We start from the raw sequence: 20462 nt of genomic DNA on the forward strand, positions 1-20462 counted from the left end.
TAAATATTGTCTAATTTTATGTCAACCTATTTTAGGACTAGTCATGGATTTATTTCTGATCGTTATTCTCCATCTGAGAACATGGAGTTTGCCAGAGAGGTTACAATTGACAATAATATACTGAAGATAAATGCCCACCAGAATCCATCTACTACCATGCTGTCTATGAAATAATCTGCAATAAGAACAATTGCAGCATTAATTACCAAAGCAAAGAATCCTAAGGTAAGAATGGTCAACGGAAGGCCAAACAGGCTTAAAACAGGCTTTACAAATATGTTAAGAACCCCAAGTACAATAGCAAAGATGATCGCTGAAGAGAATCCTTCAAACTGTACTCCCGGTAAAATTTTAGTTAAAAGGTAAGCGACAATCGCTGTGATAAATAGTCGGATAATTAAGTTCATTGTGATATTTTTTAATGTTTATGGGATTTGTGGAGCAAAAGCCATTCCATTTCGGAAAAAAGAATTCTCTGAAACCCTTTATTGAAGGAATATTCTGTCTTTTTTTTCTTAAATTCTTATTTTATTTTCATCATGGTGACTAATGAGGTGGCCACATGACTTTCTGAATCAGAACCTTCGGTCTGAACATAAATTTCTGTTCTCACTACAACAATTTTTCCTCCACCTTTGATGACATAAGATTTTGAAACCAATGCATCTCCCATGGCAGGGCGAAGGTAATTCACTTTCAGCTCAACGGTCACTACATAACAGTCTTCCGGATAATGGCTCACAGCGGCATATCCAGAGGAAACATCTACCAAAGAGGCGATCATTGCGCCGTTGAACATTCCTGCTTTTCTGGTCATCATTTCCATTTTAGGGATCTTCATGGAGATAAAATCAGTTTCTGCTTCCAGCAGTTCTGCCTGATAGAATTTCAGGGTTTCTGAACGGCCAAAGCTGTCTGTAATGAGTTTTCTTTTCTCTGGAGTCATTATTTTTTGAATTTGCATGTAAATTTAAAGATTGATTTAAAGAGTAAAGAATTTAAAGCGTAAAAAATTTCTAAGGGCATGAACTTTTGAGCAGGCAAACTCATTATTTTTGCTTTATCAAAATTCCGGTTCAAAGAGTTAGCTTTGTAATAAAGGAATACTTCTATGGATATCAAAAAAGCACTTCTGTTTTTAAGTTTTCTGGCTGGCTGTATTTTTCATGCGCAAACGCTGCATTTGTATGGCGGTGCAGATCATGATCAATATTTGGGATGCCTAAACTGTGATAATTTTGATAAAAATTCGATCTGGAACAAGTTTAGCGATTACGGAAATACCTTCGGTTCAAAATCTATATGGAATACCTATGGAAACTACGGTAGTACATATGGTGCATATTCTCCATGGAATGCTTATGCTTCTTATCCTCCGGCAATTGTTGATCAGGATGGAAATTTCTTCGGATTTCTTACTTTGAATCCTTATCAACCTGAAAGGTCTGAGCTGGAGCTGGCAGTCATTTTATGCAGGCATCATGATGAGATTAGGAGTGATGTTGATGGCTGGTACAGGAGATTGTTCCGGTAAACCACTCTTTCAGAGAAAGTATAAAACTGCAACCCGCGGAATGACAAATACAGCACTTAGTCTATCCCTACAGCTTGTCATTCCCAATAGAACTAGCGTATACAAAGATTTACCACGTTTGACCGGCAGTCAAAAGGTCACGGGTTCGAATCCCGTATTCTCCACTTAATCATTCTCGTTAACTGTTTTTCCGAATGGAATTGTCGATTTGAAATTGATCAACTAAGCTGTACCTGAAAATCATCATTTAAAGTGAGAACACCTTCTGTGATAGCTTCCGGATGGGTAGAAAAACCTTTTAGTTTTGAGGTTTTTCCTTTTAATACGAGATCCAGGAGCTGTTTATCTGATAATTTTTTACCGAAAATTTCAAAGGTGATTTTAAAGCCGCAGTTTTTGAAATCAGAGCAGCCTACCGCTGTTTTTCCTTTGATCAGATTGTGTCCTTTACATTTAGGACATTTTGTTTCTTCCCAGGACTGAAGTTCTTTTTTCTGGGCAGGTTCTCTTTTTTTCTTTTCCTTCACTTCTTCTTTTTCTTCTTCCTGAAGGGTAATCACTTTTCCTTTTCCGTACACCACTTTTTCAGTCAGTTCTGTAACCATCTGAATCAGTTCTTCTTTGAAAAGATTGGCTTCATACTCTCCTTTTTCAATTTTACGAAGTTTAGATTCCCATTCTCCGGTGAGTTCCGGGCTTTTTAACAGCTCGTCTTCGATGGTATCGATCAGCTGTATTCCGGTTTGGGTAGCGATGAGATTTTTCCTTTTTTTCTCGATGTATTTTCTTTTGAAAAGGGTCTCGATGATGTTCGCACGGGTAGATGGTCTTCCGATTCCGTTGTTTTTCAACATTTCACGAAGCTCTTCATCTTCAACCTGCTTTCCGGCTGTTTCCATGGCTCTCAGCAAGGTTGCTTCTGTATAAGGTTTTGGAGGTGTGGTTTTTCCCTGGTGAATCATCGGATCGTGTGGTCCGGTTTCTCCTACAATAAATTCAGGAATCGTCTGTTCCTCCTCTTTTTCTTTTTCCTTATCGGTAGCTTCTTCTTTGGGTTCTTTGGCATAAACGGCTCTCCATCCTGCTTCAAGAACCTGTCTTCCGCTTGTTTTGAAAGGAATGGTTCCTACTTTTCCTTCTACCAGGGTATTGGAAATTTTACATTCCGGATAAAATACAGCAATAAAACGTTTGGCAATCAGATCATAAATCAGTTTTTCTTCCCTGCTCAGATTCTGTGAAGGTGGAATTTCCGTAGGAATGATCGCATGGTGATCGGTTACTTTTGTATCGTCGAAAACCGCTTTCGATTTCGGAATCGGAGCTTCCAGCAACGGAGCAATCAGATCCTGATAAGGATACATTTTCTGAAGAATTCCTGCAATTTTCGGATATAAACTATCGGATAAGTAGGTGGTATCAACACGCGGATAGGTTACGTGTTTCTTTTCATAAAGACTTTGCACATAATTCAGCGTATTTTCTGCTGAGTATCCATATTTTTTATTGGCTTCCACCTGGAGACCGGTAAGGTCAAAAAGTCGTGGATTTTTTTCTTTTCCTTCTTTAATTTCGAAAGAAACAATTTCAAATGGATTGACTTTAAGATATTCCAGCCCTTTCTCTGCCCGTTCCAATGTTTTTAAACGATCGATCGCTGCATTGAAAATGACATCACGGTATTTGGTCTTCAGCTCCCAGTATTCTTCTGTGGTAAAAGCATCAATTTCTTTCTGACGCTGAACCAGCATGGCCAGTGTGGGAGTCTGCACTCTTCCAATGGAAAGAACCGCTTTATTTCCCCCGAATTTCTTGGTAAAAAGCCTGGTAGCATTAATTCCTAATAACCAGTCTCCTATCGCTCTGGCATTTCCGGCCAGATATAGATTTTTATAATCTTCGGCAGGTTTTAAACTTGCAAATCCTTCTTTAATAGCATCTTCCGTCAATGAAGAAATCCATAAACGCTGGATAGGTTTGTTGCATTTTGCCTTCTGCAATACCCAACGCTGAATGAGTTCTCCCTCCTGCCCGGCATCCCCGCAGTTGATGACCTCATCACATTCTTCCACCAATCTTTCAATCACTTTAAACTGATTTTCCACTCCTTTATTCGGGATCAGCTTGATTCCGAAGCTGCTGGGAATAATCGGCAGTGAAAAGAGATTCCAGGATTTGAACTGTGGACCGTAGTCATGAGGTTCTTTCAGGGTGCAGAGGTGTCCGAAAGTCCATGTTACACAATAGCCGTTTCCTTCCATATAGCCTTGTTTAGGCGTGGTAGCGCCCAATACTTTGGCGATATCTCTGGCAACACTGGGTTTCTCGGCAATACATAATTTCATGAACTCGGGTTTATTGAAGGAGTGCAAAAATCGGGATTTTTTTTGACTTTACAAATTCAGTTGATTGTAGAAGCCTTAAAGTTGAAATAGAGTAAATTAGGTTCTATCTTGTAAAGATGATTGTATCCGATCGGTTCTAAGGGGTTCGATATCATCAATGTCATTTTTCATAGCGCCTGCCAGAGAAGCTGATGCTAAAAACATTTCTGTTCCCCATAATCCTTTCTTTAAAAAATCTTTTCTGTCCATACCAGATTTTTATTGGTTCTTATTTAACAAGAGAAATTTAGAGAGACTGGAAGCCCTGCACATTTAACTGGTTGAATAAATGACTTTGCTGCAAAAAAAAATGCCGGAAACTTTTTGTATCCGGCAGTATGGTTAGATAGGATTGTTGTTTTTGGAAAACATACGGGTATGTTTTACTCTTAAACCTGTTTAATTTAAAAGAATAACTTTATTTAGATTCGCTGTAGTACTGTAAATTTCCAACCTCTTTAATAAGGAGAAGAGCTTTTTGATTAATGTATTATTCTTAACGCTGCCTCCCATGGCTTTTTTTACTGTATTTTACAAATCCAGAATTAAAAAGAATACCCCACTTTTACTCCATAGTTAAAAGCTGGTAATACAATTTTTGAACTTCTGTTTGAATTACCGTCTTTTTTGAAGTTTAAGTTTGGATTTAAATTATTTACAAAACTATATTTTTCTTTAATAGCAGCTGCCAAATCAGTATAAAACTGATCTTCGATGTTTACACCAGAAGTATCTAAGGTAACTTTATTAAAACTCACCCCTGGTCCCGCTATTATAAAATCAACAAACAAATTTTTATAAACAGGAAGCTTATAGCCTACTTCAAAGCCTAAGGTATGAGATATAAGACCAGATTCAAGGTTGTAATTTTTAGAATCATCGGCTGAATTCGGTCTATATACAATAGCAAGTTTGTTATTGTAATTCCGGTATCTGTAATAACTTCCTAAGAAAAATCCGGTGTAATTTTTTACATTTTTCTGTAAATACCATCTATATTCTGGTTGCAGCTCAATACCTTTATAATTAAAATCGTCGGTTTGGATTGCATTTGTATTTAACCCGGAGATTTTAAAAACACCTGATGACATCTTTGCCCCGATAGTTAAGCCTAAAGTCATGTTAGAATTAATAGGTCGCTCATACCCTACCTGAATTTTTCCAAAAGCGAGGGAAAAAGGATTAAACATAACGTTATTCTTCTGAGCATTGATAAGAATGGATAAGAATAATCCACTAAAAATAATTGTTTTTTTCATAAAGATTCTATTATTTAAAAACAAAAAGCCATTGATTTGGCTTTCTGAAATAATTCTAAATTTGTGTTTTATTATATGCAAAAAGTACTTCAAAAATACTGGTTTCTCCAACAATATTTCATTATATTTTCACTTGCATGATAAAATTCATACTATTGAAACCTCTGTTTTTTTACATGGAAAATATCGCATAACCATGTATTGAAATTGTTAATTGGTTATTAAGACAGAAGGCGGGATTTCGGGATTCGAGTTGATAAGTTCGAGCGTAGTTTCAGTAATGAATATCCGATATGGATAACCATACCACTTCCGTTTATTCCTTTACCTATTCCTTCCCATGGAAAAAAGTAAGAATCGTTCCCGGTGTTCCGTTTTCATTTCCAAAATAAAAGTGATACGTTCCCGGATCATCAAAATTTATGATTTTTTTTACCTGTCTTACTCCTAAAACTTTAGTATGAAAATCTAAATTTATTCTAGCATTGTCTGCAACAGGAATAATATGACAGGCCTAATATTCTACCGTTCATTTCTTTTAATTTTGATGCTGAATTACTTTGAACAGAAATCCTGTGCATTTAACTGGTTTAATAAATGCAACACCTGTGTTTCTGTAATCACCTTTACCGGCATTTCACAATTACATAATTCTCATAAATTTCAATATATTTTGACTTTTTCACAACATCTGTTTTAATGAAATTTTGATATAACTGGAACAAAAAGACATAAAAACAATATATTTCACCAAAAAAAATTAAAAATAAAAAAACATACAATAACCTGAAAAACAACAATTTAAATCATTAACAATAATTTAATATTCAAAATACCTACTTTTTTAGTAGACTAATAAAAATTATATTCTATATTTGCAAACGTATTCAGGAAATAAAAAAAATGAAGGCAGAATTAAAGAATAATCCAAAAAAGAAATATACCATCAAAAATATGATGAAGGATATCTGTATGCCTGTACATGAAGAACACTGTGGTTGACCTTACTTTTATTTAGATATATTTTCAAAGGCTTTACCACGTGGTAGAGCCTTTTTCTTATTAAATACAACAACATTAAAAACATAAAAATGAATAATTCCAAAAACAAATGGTTGATTCCATTAGCTTTTACAAACATCTATGTGATATGGGGAGTTACTTTTTTAGCTATTTCATTTGGCTTAAAAGGTTTTCCGCCATTCATTCTTTCGGGATTAAGGTTTCTGGTTGCCGGAATTCTAATGATCGGATATCTTCTGTCTAAAGGAGAAAAAGCAAATTCTCTGGTCAACTGGAAGAAAAATGCAGTTATCGGAGTTCTTATTCTTACAGGAGGAACCGGACTTGTTGCGTGGGGAGAACAATATGTAACGGCTTCAGAAGCGGCTATCTCTATTGCAACCGGCCCATTCTGGTTTATTGCGATCGACAAAAAGAACTGGAAGTATTATTTTTCGGATAAATTTATTCCGATAGGACTGGTCATAGGATTTGTAGGATTAGTACTCTTTTTAAAAGGCAGCATAAATTCTGATATTCATGTAGTTGCTGACGGAAGTCTGCGTATTACTGCGTTTATAGTTTTGGGATTAAGCTCCATTGCCTGGGTACTTGGAGCTCTCTATTCAAAGAAAAATCCTGCTTCCCAATCTACGTTTATGAATATTGCCCAACAGCTTATAGTAGCAGGATTAGCTTCTTTTCTGATTGCTTTTTTCCGAAAGGAATGGACTGATTTTTCAGTTTCTGCGGTTCCGTTATCGGCATGGTTTGGGGTTCTATTTTTGATCTTCTTTGGATCGATAATCGCTTATTTGTCGTACATTTGGCTTCTGTCCGTAAAACCCGCTGCCTTGGTAAGCACCCATACCTACATCAATCCTATTGTAACAGTGATTGCAGGCTGGATTGTTGCGAATCAAAGCATCAATGGAGGTCAGCTGTATGGTTTATTTATTATATTGCTGGGAGTACTTCTAACCAATGTCACCAAGTATTTCAGACTTTCAAAACGGTCCAAGGTCAAAATCAGAAGAGTAAAGAGATTTTTAAACAAAGCAGGCAGACCCTATCAGCCTATTTAAAAAGTATATAAAATCAGAATGATAGAAATCAGAAACATATCCAAAACATTTCACCAGAAAAAACAGTCTTTTAAGGCACTGGATAAGGTGAGTCTTACTATCGATAAAGGAGATATTGTAGGAATTATCGGTTTTTCAGGTGCAGGAAAAAGTACGCTGATCCGTACGGTCAATTTATTGGAGAGACCGGATGAAGGACAGATCATTATTAATGGAAAAGATTTCACCAAACTTAGCTCCAAACAACTGGCTGAGGAGCGTAAAAAAATAGGAATGATCTTCCAGCATTTCAATCTTCTTTCTTCAAGAACTGTTTTTGATAATGTAGCGCTTCCATTGGAACTGGATCATACCAGCAAGGACGATATCAACAGAAAAGTAAATGAACTCCTGAAGATTGTAGGACTTGAAGACAAAGCCAATGATTATCCCAAAAGCCTTTCAGGAGGGCAGAAACAAAGAGTAGCTATTGCCAGGGCTTTAGCCAACGATCCTCACCTTTTACTTTGTGATGAAGCTACCAGCGCACTGGATCCTGCTACAACGCAGTCTATCCTGCAGCTTTTAAGGGATATCAATCAGAGACTGGGAATTACCATTCTTTTAATTACCCACGAAATGGAAGTCATCAAAGCGGTCTGCAACCATGTGGCCGTTATCGACAAAGGAAAATTATTAACAAAAGGAACTTTAAGCGAGATTATTTCGGATAAAGAAAACCCGATCATCCGCCAGTTCATCAATTCAGACATCATGACCCTGCCGCAGGAACTCATCAACAGACTTCAGAAAGAGCCTAAAGAAGATTTATTTCCGCTGATCGAAATAGAACTTAACGAAAACATCAGTGTTGAAGAAATTCTTTCAACGCTATACAACCAATATAAAATCCCTTATAAATTGTTAAAAGCAGATGTAGAATATTTTGGAAATTCCAATTTCGGTAAACTGCTTTTGCAGCTTCAGGGTGAAGCGGAAGAAAACCAGCAGGCGATCTATTATTTCAACCAAAATAAAATTCAAAATACAGTAAAAGGATATGCTTAGTGATACGGTAATTGCCCTTTTGGCAAAAGGAACCTGGGAAACGGTTTATATGACATTTTTATCCGGATTTTTTGGATTTGTATTGGGACTTCCGGTTGGGATTATGCTGTTTTTAACCAGAAAAGGACAGCTGCTGGAAAATGCAGTCTACCATAGGGGACTATCTATTCTGGTTAATATTTTCCGTGCCATTCCCTTCATTATTCTCATTGTATGGATGATTCCTTTCACCAGAATTTTGGCAGGAACTTCTATAGGTGTGAATGCCGCATTAGTTCCGCTAAGTGTGGGAGCAGCACCTTTTATTGCAAGACTGGTGGAGAACAGCCTTATTGAAGTTCCTCACGGTCTTATAGAAACAGCAAGAGCTTTGGGAGCTTCTCCGTTACAGATCATCAGAAAAGTATTGCTGCCTGAGGCACTTCCTTCATTAATCAACAATGCTACTATCACTTTGATTACTCTTGTAGGGTACTCTGCAATGGGTGGTGCTGTAGGCGCAGGAGGACTTGGACAGGTAGGTTACCAATACGGATATATCGGGTATGACATTGTCATTATGAATACCGTTCTGATTCTTCTGGTTCTTTTGGTTTTCATGATCCAGTTTATGGGTGACAGATTATCAAAAAGATTTGATCACAGGTAGTTTTGAGTTGGAGGGTTGGAGAGTTTGAGGGTTTGAGGGTTTGAGTGTATGAGAGTTCATCCATCTTTTACCTCAATAGCATTTAAAATAAAAAAATAGAATGAAAAAAATAAAGTTTTTTGGTTTACTGGCTGCAGGAATATTGCTGTTCAGTGCGTGCTCGGGAAGAAAAGATGACCCGAACTTTATCCGCGTAGGCATTACGTATGGTCCGGAACAGGAGATTGCCGAAGTGGCCAAAAAAGTAGCTAAAGAAAAATACAATCTGGAAGTGGAACTTATCCCTTTCAATGATTATGTAGTTCCCAATGAAGCACTGACTAACGGAGATATTGATGCCAATGCCTTTCAGCATATTCCATATTTAACAGAACAGTCAAAGCAGAGAGGTTACAACCTTGTGCCAGTGGGGAATACATTTGTTTATCCTATTGTAGCTTATTCAAAAAAAATTACTAATATCAGCCAGTTACAGGAAGGCAACACTATCGTTATACCGAATGATCCTACCAACGGAGGACGTTCCTTACTTCTTTTGCAGAAAAGCGGTCTTTTAAAATTAAAAGATGGTGTCGGACTTCTGCCCAAAGTAACCGATATTACAGAAAACCCGAAACAACTGAAAATCATGGAGATTGAAGGTGCTCAGATTCCACGAGTGCTGGATGACAGAGATGTTGTTGTGGGAGTGATTAATAATAATTTTGCCGCTCAGGCCGGCCTTGATCAGGAGAAACAAGGTATCCTTGTTGAAGATAAAGACTCTCCATATGTCAATCTAGTAGTGGCCAGACAGGATAATAAAAACAGCCAGAAAGTAAAAAACTTTGTAAAAGCCTATCAGTCTCCCGAAGTAGAAAAGAAAGCTAAAGAAATCTTCAAAGGAGGGGCTGTGAGGGGCTGGGATTGATGAGTGAGAGGGTTTGAGAGTATTAGAGTTGTGAGAGTGGATCCGGGATTCATAGTATTGCTTTTCACTCGTATGCTTCTCTTTATTTTTTTCGTCATTACAAATAAAATATTTAATAATGAGCTGTCTGTAAATAAGCAGGCAGTTTTTTATTCGCTAAAATTTTATTTTCTCAATTTGAGATAATAAAGAAATTTTCTTTATTTTTGCTTTTAATCAAACAGAAAGGCATTATGTTAAAGAAAACCGTCATTATAAGTTTATTCACTTTTATTTCTGCTTCTTATATGGCTCAGACTAATACTACCATCCCTGTATATCTGGATGAATCCAAACCTGTAGAACAGCGTATTCAGGATGCATTATCAAGAATGACCCTGGAAGAAAAAGTAGCCATGCTTCATGCACAATCGAAATTCAGTTCGCCGGGTGTACCAAGATTGGGAATTCCGGAATTCTGGACAACAGATGGACCTCACGGAGTTCGCCCCGAAGTAATGTGGGACGAATGGGATCAGGCGGGATGGACCAACGACTCTATTATCGCCTACCCTGCCCTGACTGCTTTATCTGCCACCTGGAACAAAAAAATGTCATGGAACTATGGGAAAGCTTTGGGTGAAGAAGCCCGTTACAGAAAAAAAGATATTCTTCTTGGACCTGGAGTCAATATTTACAGAACTCCGTTAAACGGAAGAAATTTCGAATACATGGGTGAAGATCCTTATCTGACTTCAAAAATGGTGGTTCCTTATATCAAAGGGGTACAATCCAACGGAGTGGCAACTTCTGTAAAACATTTTGCCCTGAACAATCAGGAAATGTTCCGTCATACAAGCAATGTGAATGTGGATGACAGAGCGCTTTATGAAATCTACCTTCCTCCCTTCAAAGCCGCAGTAACAGAGGGTGATTCCTGGACCATTATGGGTGCTTATGATATGTACAAAGGCCAGTATGCCAGCCAGAATCAGTATCTTTTAAATGATATTTTAAAGAAGGAATGGAATTATAAAGGGGTTGTAGTCTCAGACTGGGGAGCTGTCAACAATACTGAACAGGCCATTCATAACGGGCTTGATCTGGAATTCGGATCATGGACCAACGGACTTTCTGCAGGAACTAAAAATGCCTATGACAACTATTATCTGGCAAAACCTTATCTTGATCTGATTAAAGCAGGGAAAGTAGGCACCAAAGAATTGGATGACAAGGTAACAAGACTGCTTCGTCTTGCCTATAAAACGACGATGAACCGCAACAAACCTTTCGGGAATATCGCTTCTGAAGAGCATAAAGCTGTAGCCAAAGAAATTGGAGAAGAAGGAATCGTTTTATTAAAAAATCAGGGAAATATTCTTCCAATTGATATTAATAAGGCTAAAAAAATAGCCGTTATCGGAGAAAATGCTATCAAAATAATGACTGTAGGCGGAGGTTCTTCATCTTTAAAAGTGAAATATGAAACCCTTCCTCTTGACGGAATCAAATCCAGATTTGGAAAACAGGCAGATGTAGAGTATGCAAGAGGCTATGTAGGGGATATCGGAGGAGAATATAACGGTGTAAAATCCGGCCAGGACTTAAAAGATACACGATCTGAAACTGAATTACTGAATGAAGCCGTAGAACTGGCCCAAAAATCAGATTATGTCATTTTTGTAGGCGGCCTGAATAAAGCAGACTTCCAGGACAGTGAAGGAAACGACAGAAAAAGCTATGGGCTTCCATACAGTCAGGATCAGGTGATTACTGCTCTTGCAAAGGCAAATAAAAATCTTGCTGTAGTTTTAGTTTCCGGAAATGCTGTAGCCATGCCATGGATTAAAGAGGTTCCAACGGTTGTACAGGCCTGGTATCTGGGTTCTGAAGCCGGAAATTCAATTGCTGCAATTTTAGCAGGAGATGCCAACCCATCAGGAAAACTTCCGTTTACATTCCCTGTAAAACTTGAAGACAATTCAGCACATCAGCTTGGAGAATATCCGGGACAGAAAGATGAACTGGCGGCAGGAAAAGGAAAAGATCAGAAAAATCCTATCAATATTACCTACAATGAAAGCATTTTTGTAGGATACCGCTGGCATGATACTAAAAAGATAAAACCTCTGTTCAGTTTCGGACATGGCCTGAGCTATACCACTTTTGAATTCGGAAAAGCGAAAGCCGACCAGACTACTATTTCACAGGATGGTAAAATCACATTTACAGTAACCGTTAAAAATACAGGTAAAAAAGCAGGTGCTGAAGTGGCGCAGCTTTATATCAGCGATTTAAAATCCTCTGTTCCCCGCCCTGCAAAAGAGCTGAAAGGTTTTGAAAAAGTGTACCTGAATCCGGGAGAACAGAAAGAAGTGACTTTTACCATTGATAAAACGGCTTTAAGCTATTTTGATGCTCAAAAACACGATTGGGTAGCTGAACCGGGAGACTTTGAAGCGCTGATCGGAAATTCTTCCGATGCCATTAAAACGAAAGTGAAGTTTACTTTAAAATAAACTATTCACAAAATATCAAAAGAGGCTGTCTTATAAGAACAGCCTCTTCCCTTGAAATACCCGCAGAAACATACCCGGTGCCAGGCTGAAAAGCCTATTAAATTCAGCCATGGCTGCTTCTGCTATGAAAGTCTTTAATGATTTCTATCTCATATCCTGATCATATGGAAATCCTGTTTTTATTTTCTGTTTCTGTTCTTCAGATCATCCATAAGAGAATCTTCTTTTTTAATTTCCTTTAATTTCTGATTACCGAACGTCCAGTATAATCCCAGCCGTATACTTCTGCTGTCATTGTAAGATGAGTTTTTATACACGATAGGATATATTGCTTCATCATAATTTTTCTGCCCTCTCAGCAAATCTGTAACTACAAGATAAGTGGTAAGATTAAGATGAGGAATTTTCTTCTGTAAGGTAATGCTTAGATTATTTGTTTTTCCATGTTTGAAAAATCCGTCATAAAAATCCGTTGAAAAGGAATAAGAAACCTCAGCAGCATACCCTTTTTTAAGAATAATCCCCAAAACAGTTCTGTTATCAAAAGCAAAATTGGTTTTTCCTTTTTCAAAACCTTCAAACTCCATGATCGGAAGGTAGTTTACCGTGGAATAGTTTTTAACAATATATTTATTATTGAATACTTTGTTCAGGGCAAGGCTTGCATACAGTGTCATCATTTTAAAATTGTTATACTCCTGCACCAGATAATCACCACGCTTTACAATCAGGGTACTGATGTAATTGGGAGAATAATTCATTCCTACAGATAACATCTGGTTTTTGTAATACAGGGAAAGATCTACTTCATGCTCCACCTGAGGTCTCAGATTGATATTTCCGGAGGTGTACAGCATACTGTCATCACTGTTCTTTCTTCTCAGCTGATTCAGCAAAAAATAATCAGGTCTGATGAGTGTTTTTTTATAACTGGTTTCCGCCTGAAAATTATCTGAAAAGCTATGCTGAACCAAAATATTAGGGTAAAACCCATCTATTTTGAATGAATTTGAAGTAAGATCCTGATCAAAAAAATTGGTGATATTACTTTCATAACGCATTCCCAGCCTTACATATGTTTTATTAAATTCTTTCTGTCCCTCTAAAAATAGTGCGTACTGCTTTTCGCTGTAATTCTGTACACTTTCCTGAGAGTCAACATCATTTACTGTTATATTAATTGGGTTATTGATGTCACTGTACGAAAACCTTCCTCCTGCAGACCATGTTCCCCATTTCTTTGTCTGCATAGTATAATTGGCATTTCCGATGTACATATTGATATTTCTTGAAGAGGAATCATCTATCCTGTTACCATCAAGATAAGAAGGCTGCTGATAAAAGTAATTTCTGAAGCTGTTGTTCGTTTTTCTGTTGGCATTTGAATATTCAAACTGAACAGTAAGCTTCTGAGTGGCAGAATCATTTTCAAATTTATAATTAGCCTGAACATTTGTACTTCTTCCCAAATCTTTAAACATTGAATTGTATTTAAAAATAGAATCCTTTCTCGAAACCCTTTCTGCTGTAGGCAAGCCATTATCTGCATTAAGCTCGCTCTGTGTATTGACAGGATTATACTCTCCATAAATGCTGAACTTATTCCTTTTGTCTGCAAAATAATTCACCAGTAAAGAATAAATATTAGTAGATTTCTGAATATCCTGATTCTGAGCAATATCCCAGATATTATTTTTATATTCTCTCTGAGCATTCACCTCAGTAAGAACATTGGAATGTGTACTGCTTAAAAGGGTATTGATTTCAAATTTTGCAGATTTATAATTCAGATTGAGATTCTGAGACATGTTCATTTTTTTGGTAAAACCAAGGCTGGAACCAATTCCTAATTTCAAACCTTCCATATTACTGTTCACGAGATTAATCTTAATGACCGACTGTTCATCGGCTGGGTAAGAAGAATCCGGAGTTCCGATTACTTCAATGTTTTTTATCAGCTTGGCAGGGATAGACTCAAGATAGTTCTTAAGTTCTATACCTGACAAGCGGAGTTTTCTGTCATTGATATATACAGTGGTATATTTTTGTTTAATTTTTATTGTTCCTTCCTCAGAGGCATCTGCATAGCCTGAATTTTTGATGAACTCCCAGGTGTTACTTGCTTCTGCTGTAGCAGTACCGGCAGGAGTAACAATGATTTTTCCGTTTTTAAATTTTACTGCAGAGCGTGTAATTTTAATTTCATCAATTTTCTTTTCATTTTTTAAGGTGTCTTTTTGTTGTGCGGAGGTTAATATTACTATCAGTGAAGATAGTAATATTAAGGCTCTGCTGGTTATATGATGAAGATAAATCATGATGTTGCTGCGATTGGTTTTTTGGAATCCTCAAGGTTTAAGAAGGCACTTAAGTTTAAAAGGATCATTAATGCTCCGAAGAAATATAGATTCATAGCGATGATAATTCCTGTATGTAAGGCTACCACCATCCAGATAAATACCTTTCTTGTGCTTTTCTTCCACATAAAATAAGGATAGAACAGCTCAATAATAATGGTTGAAATCCCTATAAATATCGGAATAACCGGAAAACTTACGAAAATATCATAACTGCTGTTATCTAATATATAAGACTGGAAGCCTGGTAAATGTAATGCCTTCCAGATAGACTCTCCGTTCCACCAGTTGATTCCGAACGCCTTATCCAATCCTGAAGTAAAGTACACAATACTCATATGTATTCTCAGAAGATTCCTGAAAGGTGTAGGATTAATATCATTGTATTTGAATATTTTAGAATCCAGAGAATAGAAGCTTCCCAGGGGGAACAAGAAACAGTAGAACATAGCAATGGTCTTGAAAAAATCTATCCCATACATAAAAGTACTGGAAGACTGGAAGATCAGCAGGTGCAGGATCAGGATAATCCCGGCAGAAAGCCTGCTCATAAACCCTACGGTTAAAGAAACACATGTCAGAATGTATATTACGATATATCCCATTATTACGGCACTTTCTGAAATATTCATGGTCCCTAATAATTTGATTACAAAGAAAAAAGACGGCATTTTTTCTGACCCTAGAAATCCTACAACTTCCAGTGGTATCAGCCCCTGATCTGTAAAAAGAAGATTAAAATCAGTAAGCGTGGAAACAAAGTGCACTAAGAAGAATAATCCCATGGAAATTCTAAAAAATGCAAAGAACAGTTTATCTTCCGGTTTATATTCGTTGAAGAATTTATAAAATTCAGTTGGAAGCAATGTGGTTTTTCTTAATAGGCTTAGCATCGATGTCAAGGAGTTTAATTAATACTGGTTTAGTTTTATTTTTTGTTTTTATTTCCTGCAGCATTGGGTGATGGTGCAGATAAAGTGTACAAGAAACGGTATAGGTATCAGGATTATATTCCTTATAATAATATCTTCCGATACTTTTGATGAATATATCCAGGAATTCACCGTATTTGTCAGATTCATTAAATTCTGTAGATTTCTTTTTCTGCATCTTATTTTCAAGAATCGTCAGTCTGTCCTGAAAGTATCCTAGCAAAGTATGGTATCTGTTGAGTCCTTCCTTAGATTTGAATGGAGGAAAGTAAGATTCTTTCACAAGATTCCTGTTTTTGTCATAGACGGACACCTTTAAGATATAGGAACTGGCGACATTGGGTGCAAAGAATCCATATCCTGCATTAATCCCTGCAATAGCCTGATACTGCTGAATAAGAGGAACGGAATTAAATTCTCTGATGCCTTCTTTTGTATCTTTCAGAGCGGCAGTTAAATCATTCTCTACATATGAGGTTGATTTTTCATAGGAGTCTATTGTACTTGAAGTACATACAATCAGTATTAGCGCAATATGAACCATACTGAATATGAAGAAGAGTTTTGGGTATTTCATAGTAAGTAGTATAAAATTAGTATCTAAATATTGCAGCTGTCATTGTCACAATGAATGGGGATGATCTTCCGGTTTACAGCAAGATGTATGTAAATTTCCTGGCCCGTTTTTGTAATGTGCAGAAACCACAGAACCGGAAGTAAAGGCCACAGCAATGGCAGCCTTGCCAATATTCTGAAAATAGATTCATAACCATAAGCCCAGGTATTGGTGTAAGAAGCCATTTGTTTTTCAGCAAGAATCAGGTCAATTCCTTTTATAGCCTGCCCTCTTTCTCTGAGAGAGCGAAAATCTACCAGATTCAGCCAGTCTATTTTTTTTACAGTCTTCATGAATCGGGTGCATCGCGGACACCAGCTGTCATAATACACAATGAGCTTTTTCATGATTTAATTTTTAGGAAGCTGTTTTTTTATGAAAGCCTTTATTCTGCCGCTATTATTCAGGATCTTCAGTCTGAAAACACTTTCACTGGAAGCGGTGTTGACCACGTAAAATTCATTGGCAAAATTGATTCTCGTTTTTACAGAGTCGTTTTTTGGAAGAACTTTCAGTTCATTACTGCTGTTCATATATTTCAGATCGCTTGTCTGGGAAGGATTGTACAAAACAACTTCCAGATCTTCTTTTGATGAATTTTTGATCTTAAGATTCTGCTGTGCAGGAATTGTCCAATGATTCCGGTAAATGTGTCTGCCTCTTTCCATGGTAAAAGAACAAAGAAAAATTACAGTACCCACAATTAATAATAAATACAAATAAAGGCTTTTCATAATAATGATTATTTATAGGTTGAAACAATTCTGCCTAAATCCATTTCCGGGGCGTCTATGGCAGATACAATTTTAGTTTCGAAAATGCTTACCGCATCTCTTTTGATACAGTTGTCTACAGAACATTCTTTTTTGAAAGTTTTGTTAGTGATAACCGTACTTTTGATGAACGCTCCTACTTCATTTTCTAAAGACATATTTCTGCTAAGAGTATCATATTTGATCTTATCTGTATCGTCTGATACTTTGTCAAACGATAATAAAGAAACCGTTGTCAGTAATAAAGCTGGTAGTATTAAAATATATTTTTTCATAAGGTTTAAAGTTTTTTAAGAAACACATTCAGTTGAAAGCTTCAACTGAATGTGCAGGTTGAATCATATTATTTGTAGTTTTCTACAACTTTGTTAAGAGTAAGAACAGGATCAATAGAAGTGCTGATCGCTTTTTCACTGGCTACACTTACAGTTTCCACTGTTTCTTTAGAAAGTACTTTTCTTTTAGTATTTACGGTTACAGAGCTGCTTACAGCAGTTCCACCAATAACTTCTATAGAAGAAAAATCATTTGTGTTTGCCTTTCCGTACGTTAAAGAGTTATCTTCTGATGTCCATGAAGAAAGAGCTAAAGGAACGATTGCCAATCCTGCTAATAATAGTTTTTTGTAGTTGTTCATGATAAAATGTTTTAGTTTTTAGTTGTTATTTATAATCGTTAAGAATTTCATTAAATGAGCGTGCAGTTTCAAGAGAAGTACTGATTGCTTTTTCGCTCGCTACACTTACAGTCTCCACTGTTTCTTTAGAAAGAACCTTCCTTTTAGTTTTTACGGTTACAGAGCTGCTTACTGCAGATTCACCGATAATTTCTATGGTAGAAACAGAAGCTGCATCTCTGCTGCCATAGTTTACTGTCTGATCTTCTGACGTCCATGAAGAAAGAGCTAAAGGAACAATTGCAAGTCCTGCAAATAATAGTTTTTTGTAGTTGTTCATAATAAAAAAGTTTAAATTGTTATTTGTAATCGTTTAAAATTTCGTTGAAAGAGCGGGCAGTTTCAATAGAAGTACTCAAAGCTTTCTTTTCTGCAACGCTTACTTCTTCAACAGTTGATACAGAAAGTACTTTTCTTTTAGTTTTCACGGTTACAGAGCTGCTTACTGCAGACTCACCGATAACTTCTATGGTAGAAATAGAACCGGCATCTCTGCTGCCATAGTTTACTGTCTGATCTTCCGACGTCCACGAAGAAAGAGCTAAAGGAACAATTGCAAGTCCCGCAAATAATAGTTTTTTGTAGTTGTTCATAATAAAAAAAAAATTTAAATTGTTATTAATTATTTTTAAAAAGTTTTTTTGTTTTCAGTGATGGCCCCTAAATGTTACTGATATGTTTTTACAATATCCTCTATAGAAAGAACATTTGAAGGCTCAAGGGTTTTAGTAGTGATTACCACCTTTTCCTGAGAAGGTCCGAGATCAAACTTATCCGTAACGGAGAAAATTGTTTTTTTGTTTACATAGGACTGAACGACAACCCCACTGGTCTCCCCTATAGTGTCATGTTGAGAAAATGTCTGTTGGTTTTCAGCATTCCGAAAATCAGGTTCGGAGGGCTTGGAATTCCAGGAAGAAAGAGCAAGAGGAACAATTGCCAGTCCTGCAAGGAGCAGTTTTTTGTATTGTTTCATATGATAAATGTTTAAAATGTTTTCAGTTGGTTATTTTCAGATATACCCTTCCCTGTTCCTTTTATTGAAAAAAGAAATCGGTATATTATTTTTTGAATTTTCTGAGTTAGATAAAGACTACTTTTCCGCCGATAAGAATAAACGGCCTTTTTGAGTTTATCTGAGTATCATTTTCCAATGCTGCAAGATAAATCCCATCCTGATATAAGGTTTTGAATGATAGTTTATTGCTTACAACAGACTTCGTCTCCTGCTTTTCCCAGCTGCCGTCTGTAAATCTGTAAAGGGTATATGATGCTCCATCCTGGAGCTTCGAATGGATTATATTCTCTGCCAGTAAACGGATATCCGCTGGATTTTTATGCTGAGAAGCCAGGTTTTTCATTCTTTCTGCCACAGATTCTACCTGGGAAATACTGATGAGCGATTTTTTAGATTTATCAAAGGATAACAGTTTCCCCGTTTTGTCTACATAGAAAAGAGATTTCTTTCCCGAACTTTCCGGAGTATGAACCAGATAAAGCGCCCCTACTCCTACTTTATCAAATATCTTCTGCTTATGTTTCGGACTTATGGCTGCCACAGGAAGCCATTTGTTGAAACAGAACACAGAAAGCAGACCAAGCTCCGTTTTATCATTATAAAAGCCATTCACATTATATTTGATGGTCTTTGTATACTGATCCGTAACATCAATATCGGAATAGGTGGAAGTAAATCCCATTTTACTAAGGGTTTTGTAATATTTCAAATACACTGAAGCGGTATCCGGTACAAATCCTCTTCTGTATACTTTAGTAATGGTATAAGAATTATGAAGACTGTCTTTTATACTATTAATAATTCTGCTGGGGTTAAAGCTTCCTATATTTTCCGTTCCTCCTGAAAAAGGAAAAGATTTTTTCTCATTAAGAACCAAAGCATTCCAGGCCTTCCCTCCATTTACATTGCCCCAAACCGGAGCATAGTCAATGGTTACCGGCAGCCCGTTTGCTTTATTAATGTAATTAGCAAGATTTACCATTGCAATATCAGAACCTTTATTTTCTTTCAGCAACTGGGCAAAAGACCAGTAATCTTCCTGTGGGAAAGGATCAGAATAAGGCATTTTTACATCCTTCAGTTTATTATTTAAATAATTAACGGATTCAATTACAGATTTTTCAGAATTTAATGTATAATTTGAAGGAAGTTTATAGTTTTTCAGCACCATTTGTCTCCAGTTAAAATCATCAGAAAAGTTTACTTTATAAGGAAGTACAAAATTGACAAAGCTGTAATCTGAAATTGCATCAGAGTGAATCAACTCCTTAGACTTATCATAAGAAAGCTCTATATTTTCTTTGATATCAGCATCTTTAATCCATTTTGAGTCTTGTTCCTGAACACCTTCTGCATTGATATGGAAATTTAAAATAGCATTTTTCTTTAGGAATTCAAAAGCATTCTTATAATTAATGCTTTTATCGCTGTTTATAATCCCATAATTATTGGTCTTATCAGAACATGATACCAAAGAGCATACACTCAGGGCAAGCAGTAATTTTCTTTTATTGAATATAGATGTTTTTTGAATTTTCATGATTAGCTATTTATTGTTTTGTTTTTCTTTTACAATATTATTTATTCTGAAAAACAAACAGACTACACCATCGTGTAGTTCGCTACTACACGATGGTGTAGTTTTTATACAGTCTTATAATAAGGGGGTATCTTCAGCATTCTGACAGCACACAAACTCACATCTATGGAAATAACATCTTT

Annotated in this window: 22 protein-coding genes; 6 read left to right on the forward strand and 16 right to left on the reverse strand. The window is 36.5% G+C overall.

The window, feature by feature from the left end; translation table 11 throughout:
* Positions 1–62 precede the first annotated feature (62 nt).
* Entirely contained in the window at positions 63–407 is a 345-nt protein-coding gene (locus EK417_RS10180; RefSeq protein WP_076595577.1) for a phage holin family protein, read from the reverse strand.
* A 116-nt stretch (positions 408–523) separates the two neighbouring features.
* Positions 524–946, reverse strand: a complete 423-nt coding sequence (locus EK417_RS10185) for a PaaI family thioesterase (protein WP_110366990.1) — start codon at positions 944–946, stop codon at positions 524–526.
* A 165-nt stretch (positions 947–1111) separates the two neighbouring features.
* On the opposite strand from EK417_RS10185, the gene EK417_RS10190 reads away from it, so the two are divergent.
* The gene (locus EK417_RS10190; protein WP_083688804.1) at positions 1112–1534 is read left to right on the forward strand and encodes a hypothetical protein; all 423 of its coding nucleotides are present in this window, start codon (positions 1112–1114) and stop codon (positions 1532–1534) included.
* A gap of 218 nt (positions 1535–1752) precedes the next feature.
* Here the strand turns inward: EK417_RS10190 and EK417_RS10195 are convergent, their stop codons facing one another.
* The 3 genes from EK417_RS10195 to EK417_RS10200 form a co-directional block, all read right to left on the reverse strand.
* The gene (locus EK417_RS10195; RefSeq protein WP_110366991.1) at positions 1753–3879 is read right to left on the reverse strand and encodes a type IA DNA topoisomerase; all 2127 of its coding nucleotides are present in this window, start codon (positions 3877–3879) and stop codon (positions 1753–1755) included.
* 96 nt (positions 3880–3975) lie between these two features.
* The gene (locus EK417_RS21080) at positions 3976–4128 is read right to left on the reverse strand and encodes a hypothetical protein (protein WP_168801976.1); all 153 of its coding nucleotides are present in this window, start codon (positions 4126–4128) and stop codon (positions 3976–3978) included.
* 335 nt (positions 4129–4463) lie between these two features.
* Positions 4464–5177 carry a DUF3575 domain-containing protein gene (locus EK417_RS10200; RefSeq protein ID WP_076595572.1) on the reverse strand — a complete coding sequence of 238 codons (714 nt, stop codon included), beginning with the start codon at positions 5175–5177 and terminating at the stop codon, positions 4464–4466.
* A 1091-nt stretch (positions 5178–6268) separates the two neighbouring features.
* On the opposite strand from EK417_RS10200, the gene EK417_RS10210 reads away from it, so the two are divergent.
* From EK417_RS10210 to EK417_RS10230, 5 genes are all read left to right on the forward strand, one after another.
* Positions 6269–7264: an EamA family transporter gene (locus EK417_RS10210; RefSeq protein WP_110366992.1), complete on the forward strand. Its 996-nt coding sequence runs from the start codon at positions 6269–6271 to the stop codon at positions 7262–7264.
* A gap of 18 nt (positions 7265–7282) precedes the next feature.
* On the forward strand, positions 7283–8311 hold the full coding sequence (locus EK417_RS10215) for a methionine ABC transporter ATP-binding protein (protein WP_110366993.1): 1029 nt from the start codon (positions 7283–7285) through the stop codon (positions 8309–8311).
* Positions 8304–8960 (forward strand): methionine ABC transporter permease MetI, encoded by a 657-nt coding sequence (metI, locus tag EK417_RS10220; RefSeq protein WP_076595569.1) that lies wholly within the window; start codon positions 8304–8306, stop codon positions 8958–8960. Before EK417_RS10215 ends, metI begins: the two co-directional genes overlap by 8 nt.
* 100 nt (positions 8961–9060) lie before the next feature.
* Positions 9061–9870, forward strand: coding sequence for a methionine ABC transporter substrate-binding lipoprotein MetQ (gene metQ, locus EK417_RS10225; RefSeq protein WP_076595568.1), 810 nt, complete (start codon positions 9061–9063; stop codon positions 9868–9870).
* A gap of 287 nt (positions 9871–10157) precedes the next feature.
* Positions 10158–12368, forward strand: coding sequence for a glycoside hydrolase family 3 C-terminal domain-containing protein (locus EK417_RS10230; protein WP_410493708.1), 2211 nt, complete (start codon positions 10158–10160; stop codon positions 12366–12368).
* Between the two features lie 179 nt (positions 12369–12547).
* Here the strand turns inward: EK417_RS10230 and EK417_RS10235 are convergent, their stop codons facing one another.
* The 11 genes from EK417_RS10235 to EK417_RS10285 form a co-directional block, all read right to left on the reverse strand.
* The gene (locus EK417_RS10235) at positions 12548–14686 is read right to left on the reverse strand and encodes an outer membrane beta-barrel protein (protein WP_110366995.1); all 2139 of its coding nucleotides are present in this window, start codon (positions 14684–14686) and stop codon (positions 12548–12550) included.
* Positions 14683–15618, reverse strand: a complete 936-nt coding sequence (locus EK417_RS10240) for an HTTM domain-containing protein (protein WP_110366996.1) — start codon at positions 15616–15618, stop codon at positions 14683–14685. Before EK417_RS10240 ends, EK417_RS10235 begins: the two co-directional genes overlap by 4 nt.
* Entirely contained in the window at positions 15578–16234 is a 657-nt protein-coding gene (locus EK417_RS10245) for a hypothetical protein (protein ID WP_076595564.1), read from the reverse strand. Before EK417_RS10245 ends, EK417_RS10240 begins: the two co-directional genes overlap by 41 nt.
* Positions 16235–16257: 23 nt before the next feature.
* A complete protein-coding gene (locus EK417_RS10250) occupies positions 16258–16620 on the reverse strand; it encodes a DCC1-like thiol-disulfide oxidoreductase family protein (protein ID WP_136522109.1) in 363 nt (120 codons plus the stop codon).
* Positions 16621–16623: 3 nt separating this feature from the next.
* Positions 16624–17007 (reverse strand): hypothetical protein, encoded by a 384-nt coding sequence (locus EK417_RS10255; protein ID WP_076595562.1) that lies wholly within the window; start codon positions 17005–17007, stop codon positions 16624–16626.
* Between the two features lie 8 nt (positions 17008–17015).
* Complete coding sequence (locus EK417_RS10260; protein WP_076595561.1) at positions 17016–17321, reverse strand: hypothetical protein; 306 nt, start codon at positions 17319–17321, stop codon at positions 17016–17018.
* Positions 17322–17389: 68 nt separating this feature from the next.
* Positions 17390–17683, reverse strand: coding sequence for a hypothetical protein (locus tag EK417_RS10265; protein WP_076595560.1), 294 nt, complete (start codon positions 17681–17683; stop codon positions 17390–17392).
* A 25-nt stretch (positions 17684–17708) separates the two neighbouring features.
* Positions 17709–18002 carry a hypothetical protein gene (locus EK417_RS10270; RefSeq protein ID WP_076595559.1) on the reverse strand — a complete coding sequence of 98 codons (294 nt, stop codon included), beginning with the start codon at positions 18000–18002 and terminating at the stop codon, positions 17709–17711.
* A 19-nt stretch (positions 18003–18021) separates the two neighbouring features.
* Positions 18022–18315 carry a hypothetical protein gene (locus EK417_RS10275; RefSeq protein ID WP_076595558.1) on the reverse strand — a complete coding sequence of 98 codons (294 nt, stop codon included), beginning with the start codon at positions 18313–18315 and terminating at the stop codon, positions 18022–18024.
* Positions 18316–18389: 74 nt separating this feature from the next.
* Positions 18390–18698 (reverse strand): hypothetical protein, encoded by a 309-nt coding sequence (locus tag EK417_RS10280; protein WP_136522110.1) that lies wholly within the window; start codon positions 18696–18698, stop codon positions 18390–18392.
* Positions 18699–18804: 106 nt separating this feature from the next.
* Positions 18805–20280, reverse strand: coding sequence for a hypothetical protein (locus EK417_RS10285; protein ID WP_110366999.1), 1476 nt, complete (start codon positions 20278–20280; stop codon positions 18805–18807).
* Between the last annotated feature and the right edge of the window lie 182 nt (positions 20281–20462).

Origin of the sequence: Chryseobacterium candidae (assembly GCF_004916905.1) — a bacterium.
In the GTDB taxonomy this organism is placed as follows: Bacteria; Bacteroidota; Bacteroidia; order Flavobacteriales; family Weeksellaceae; genus Chryseobacterium; species Chryseobacterium candidae.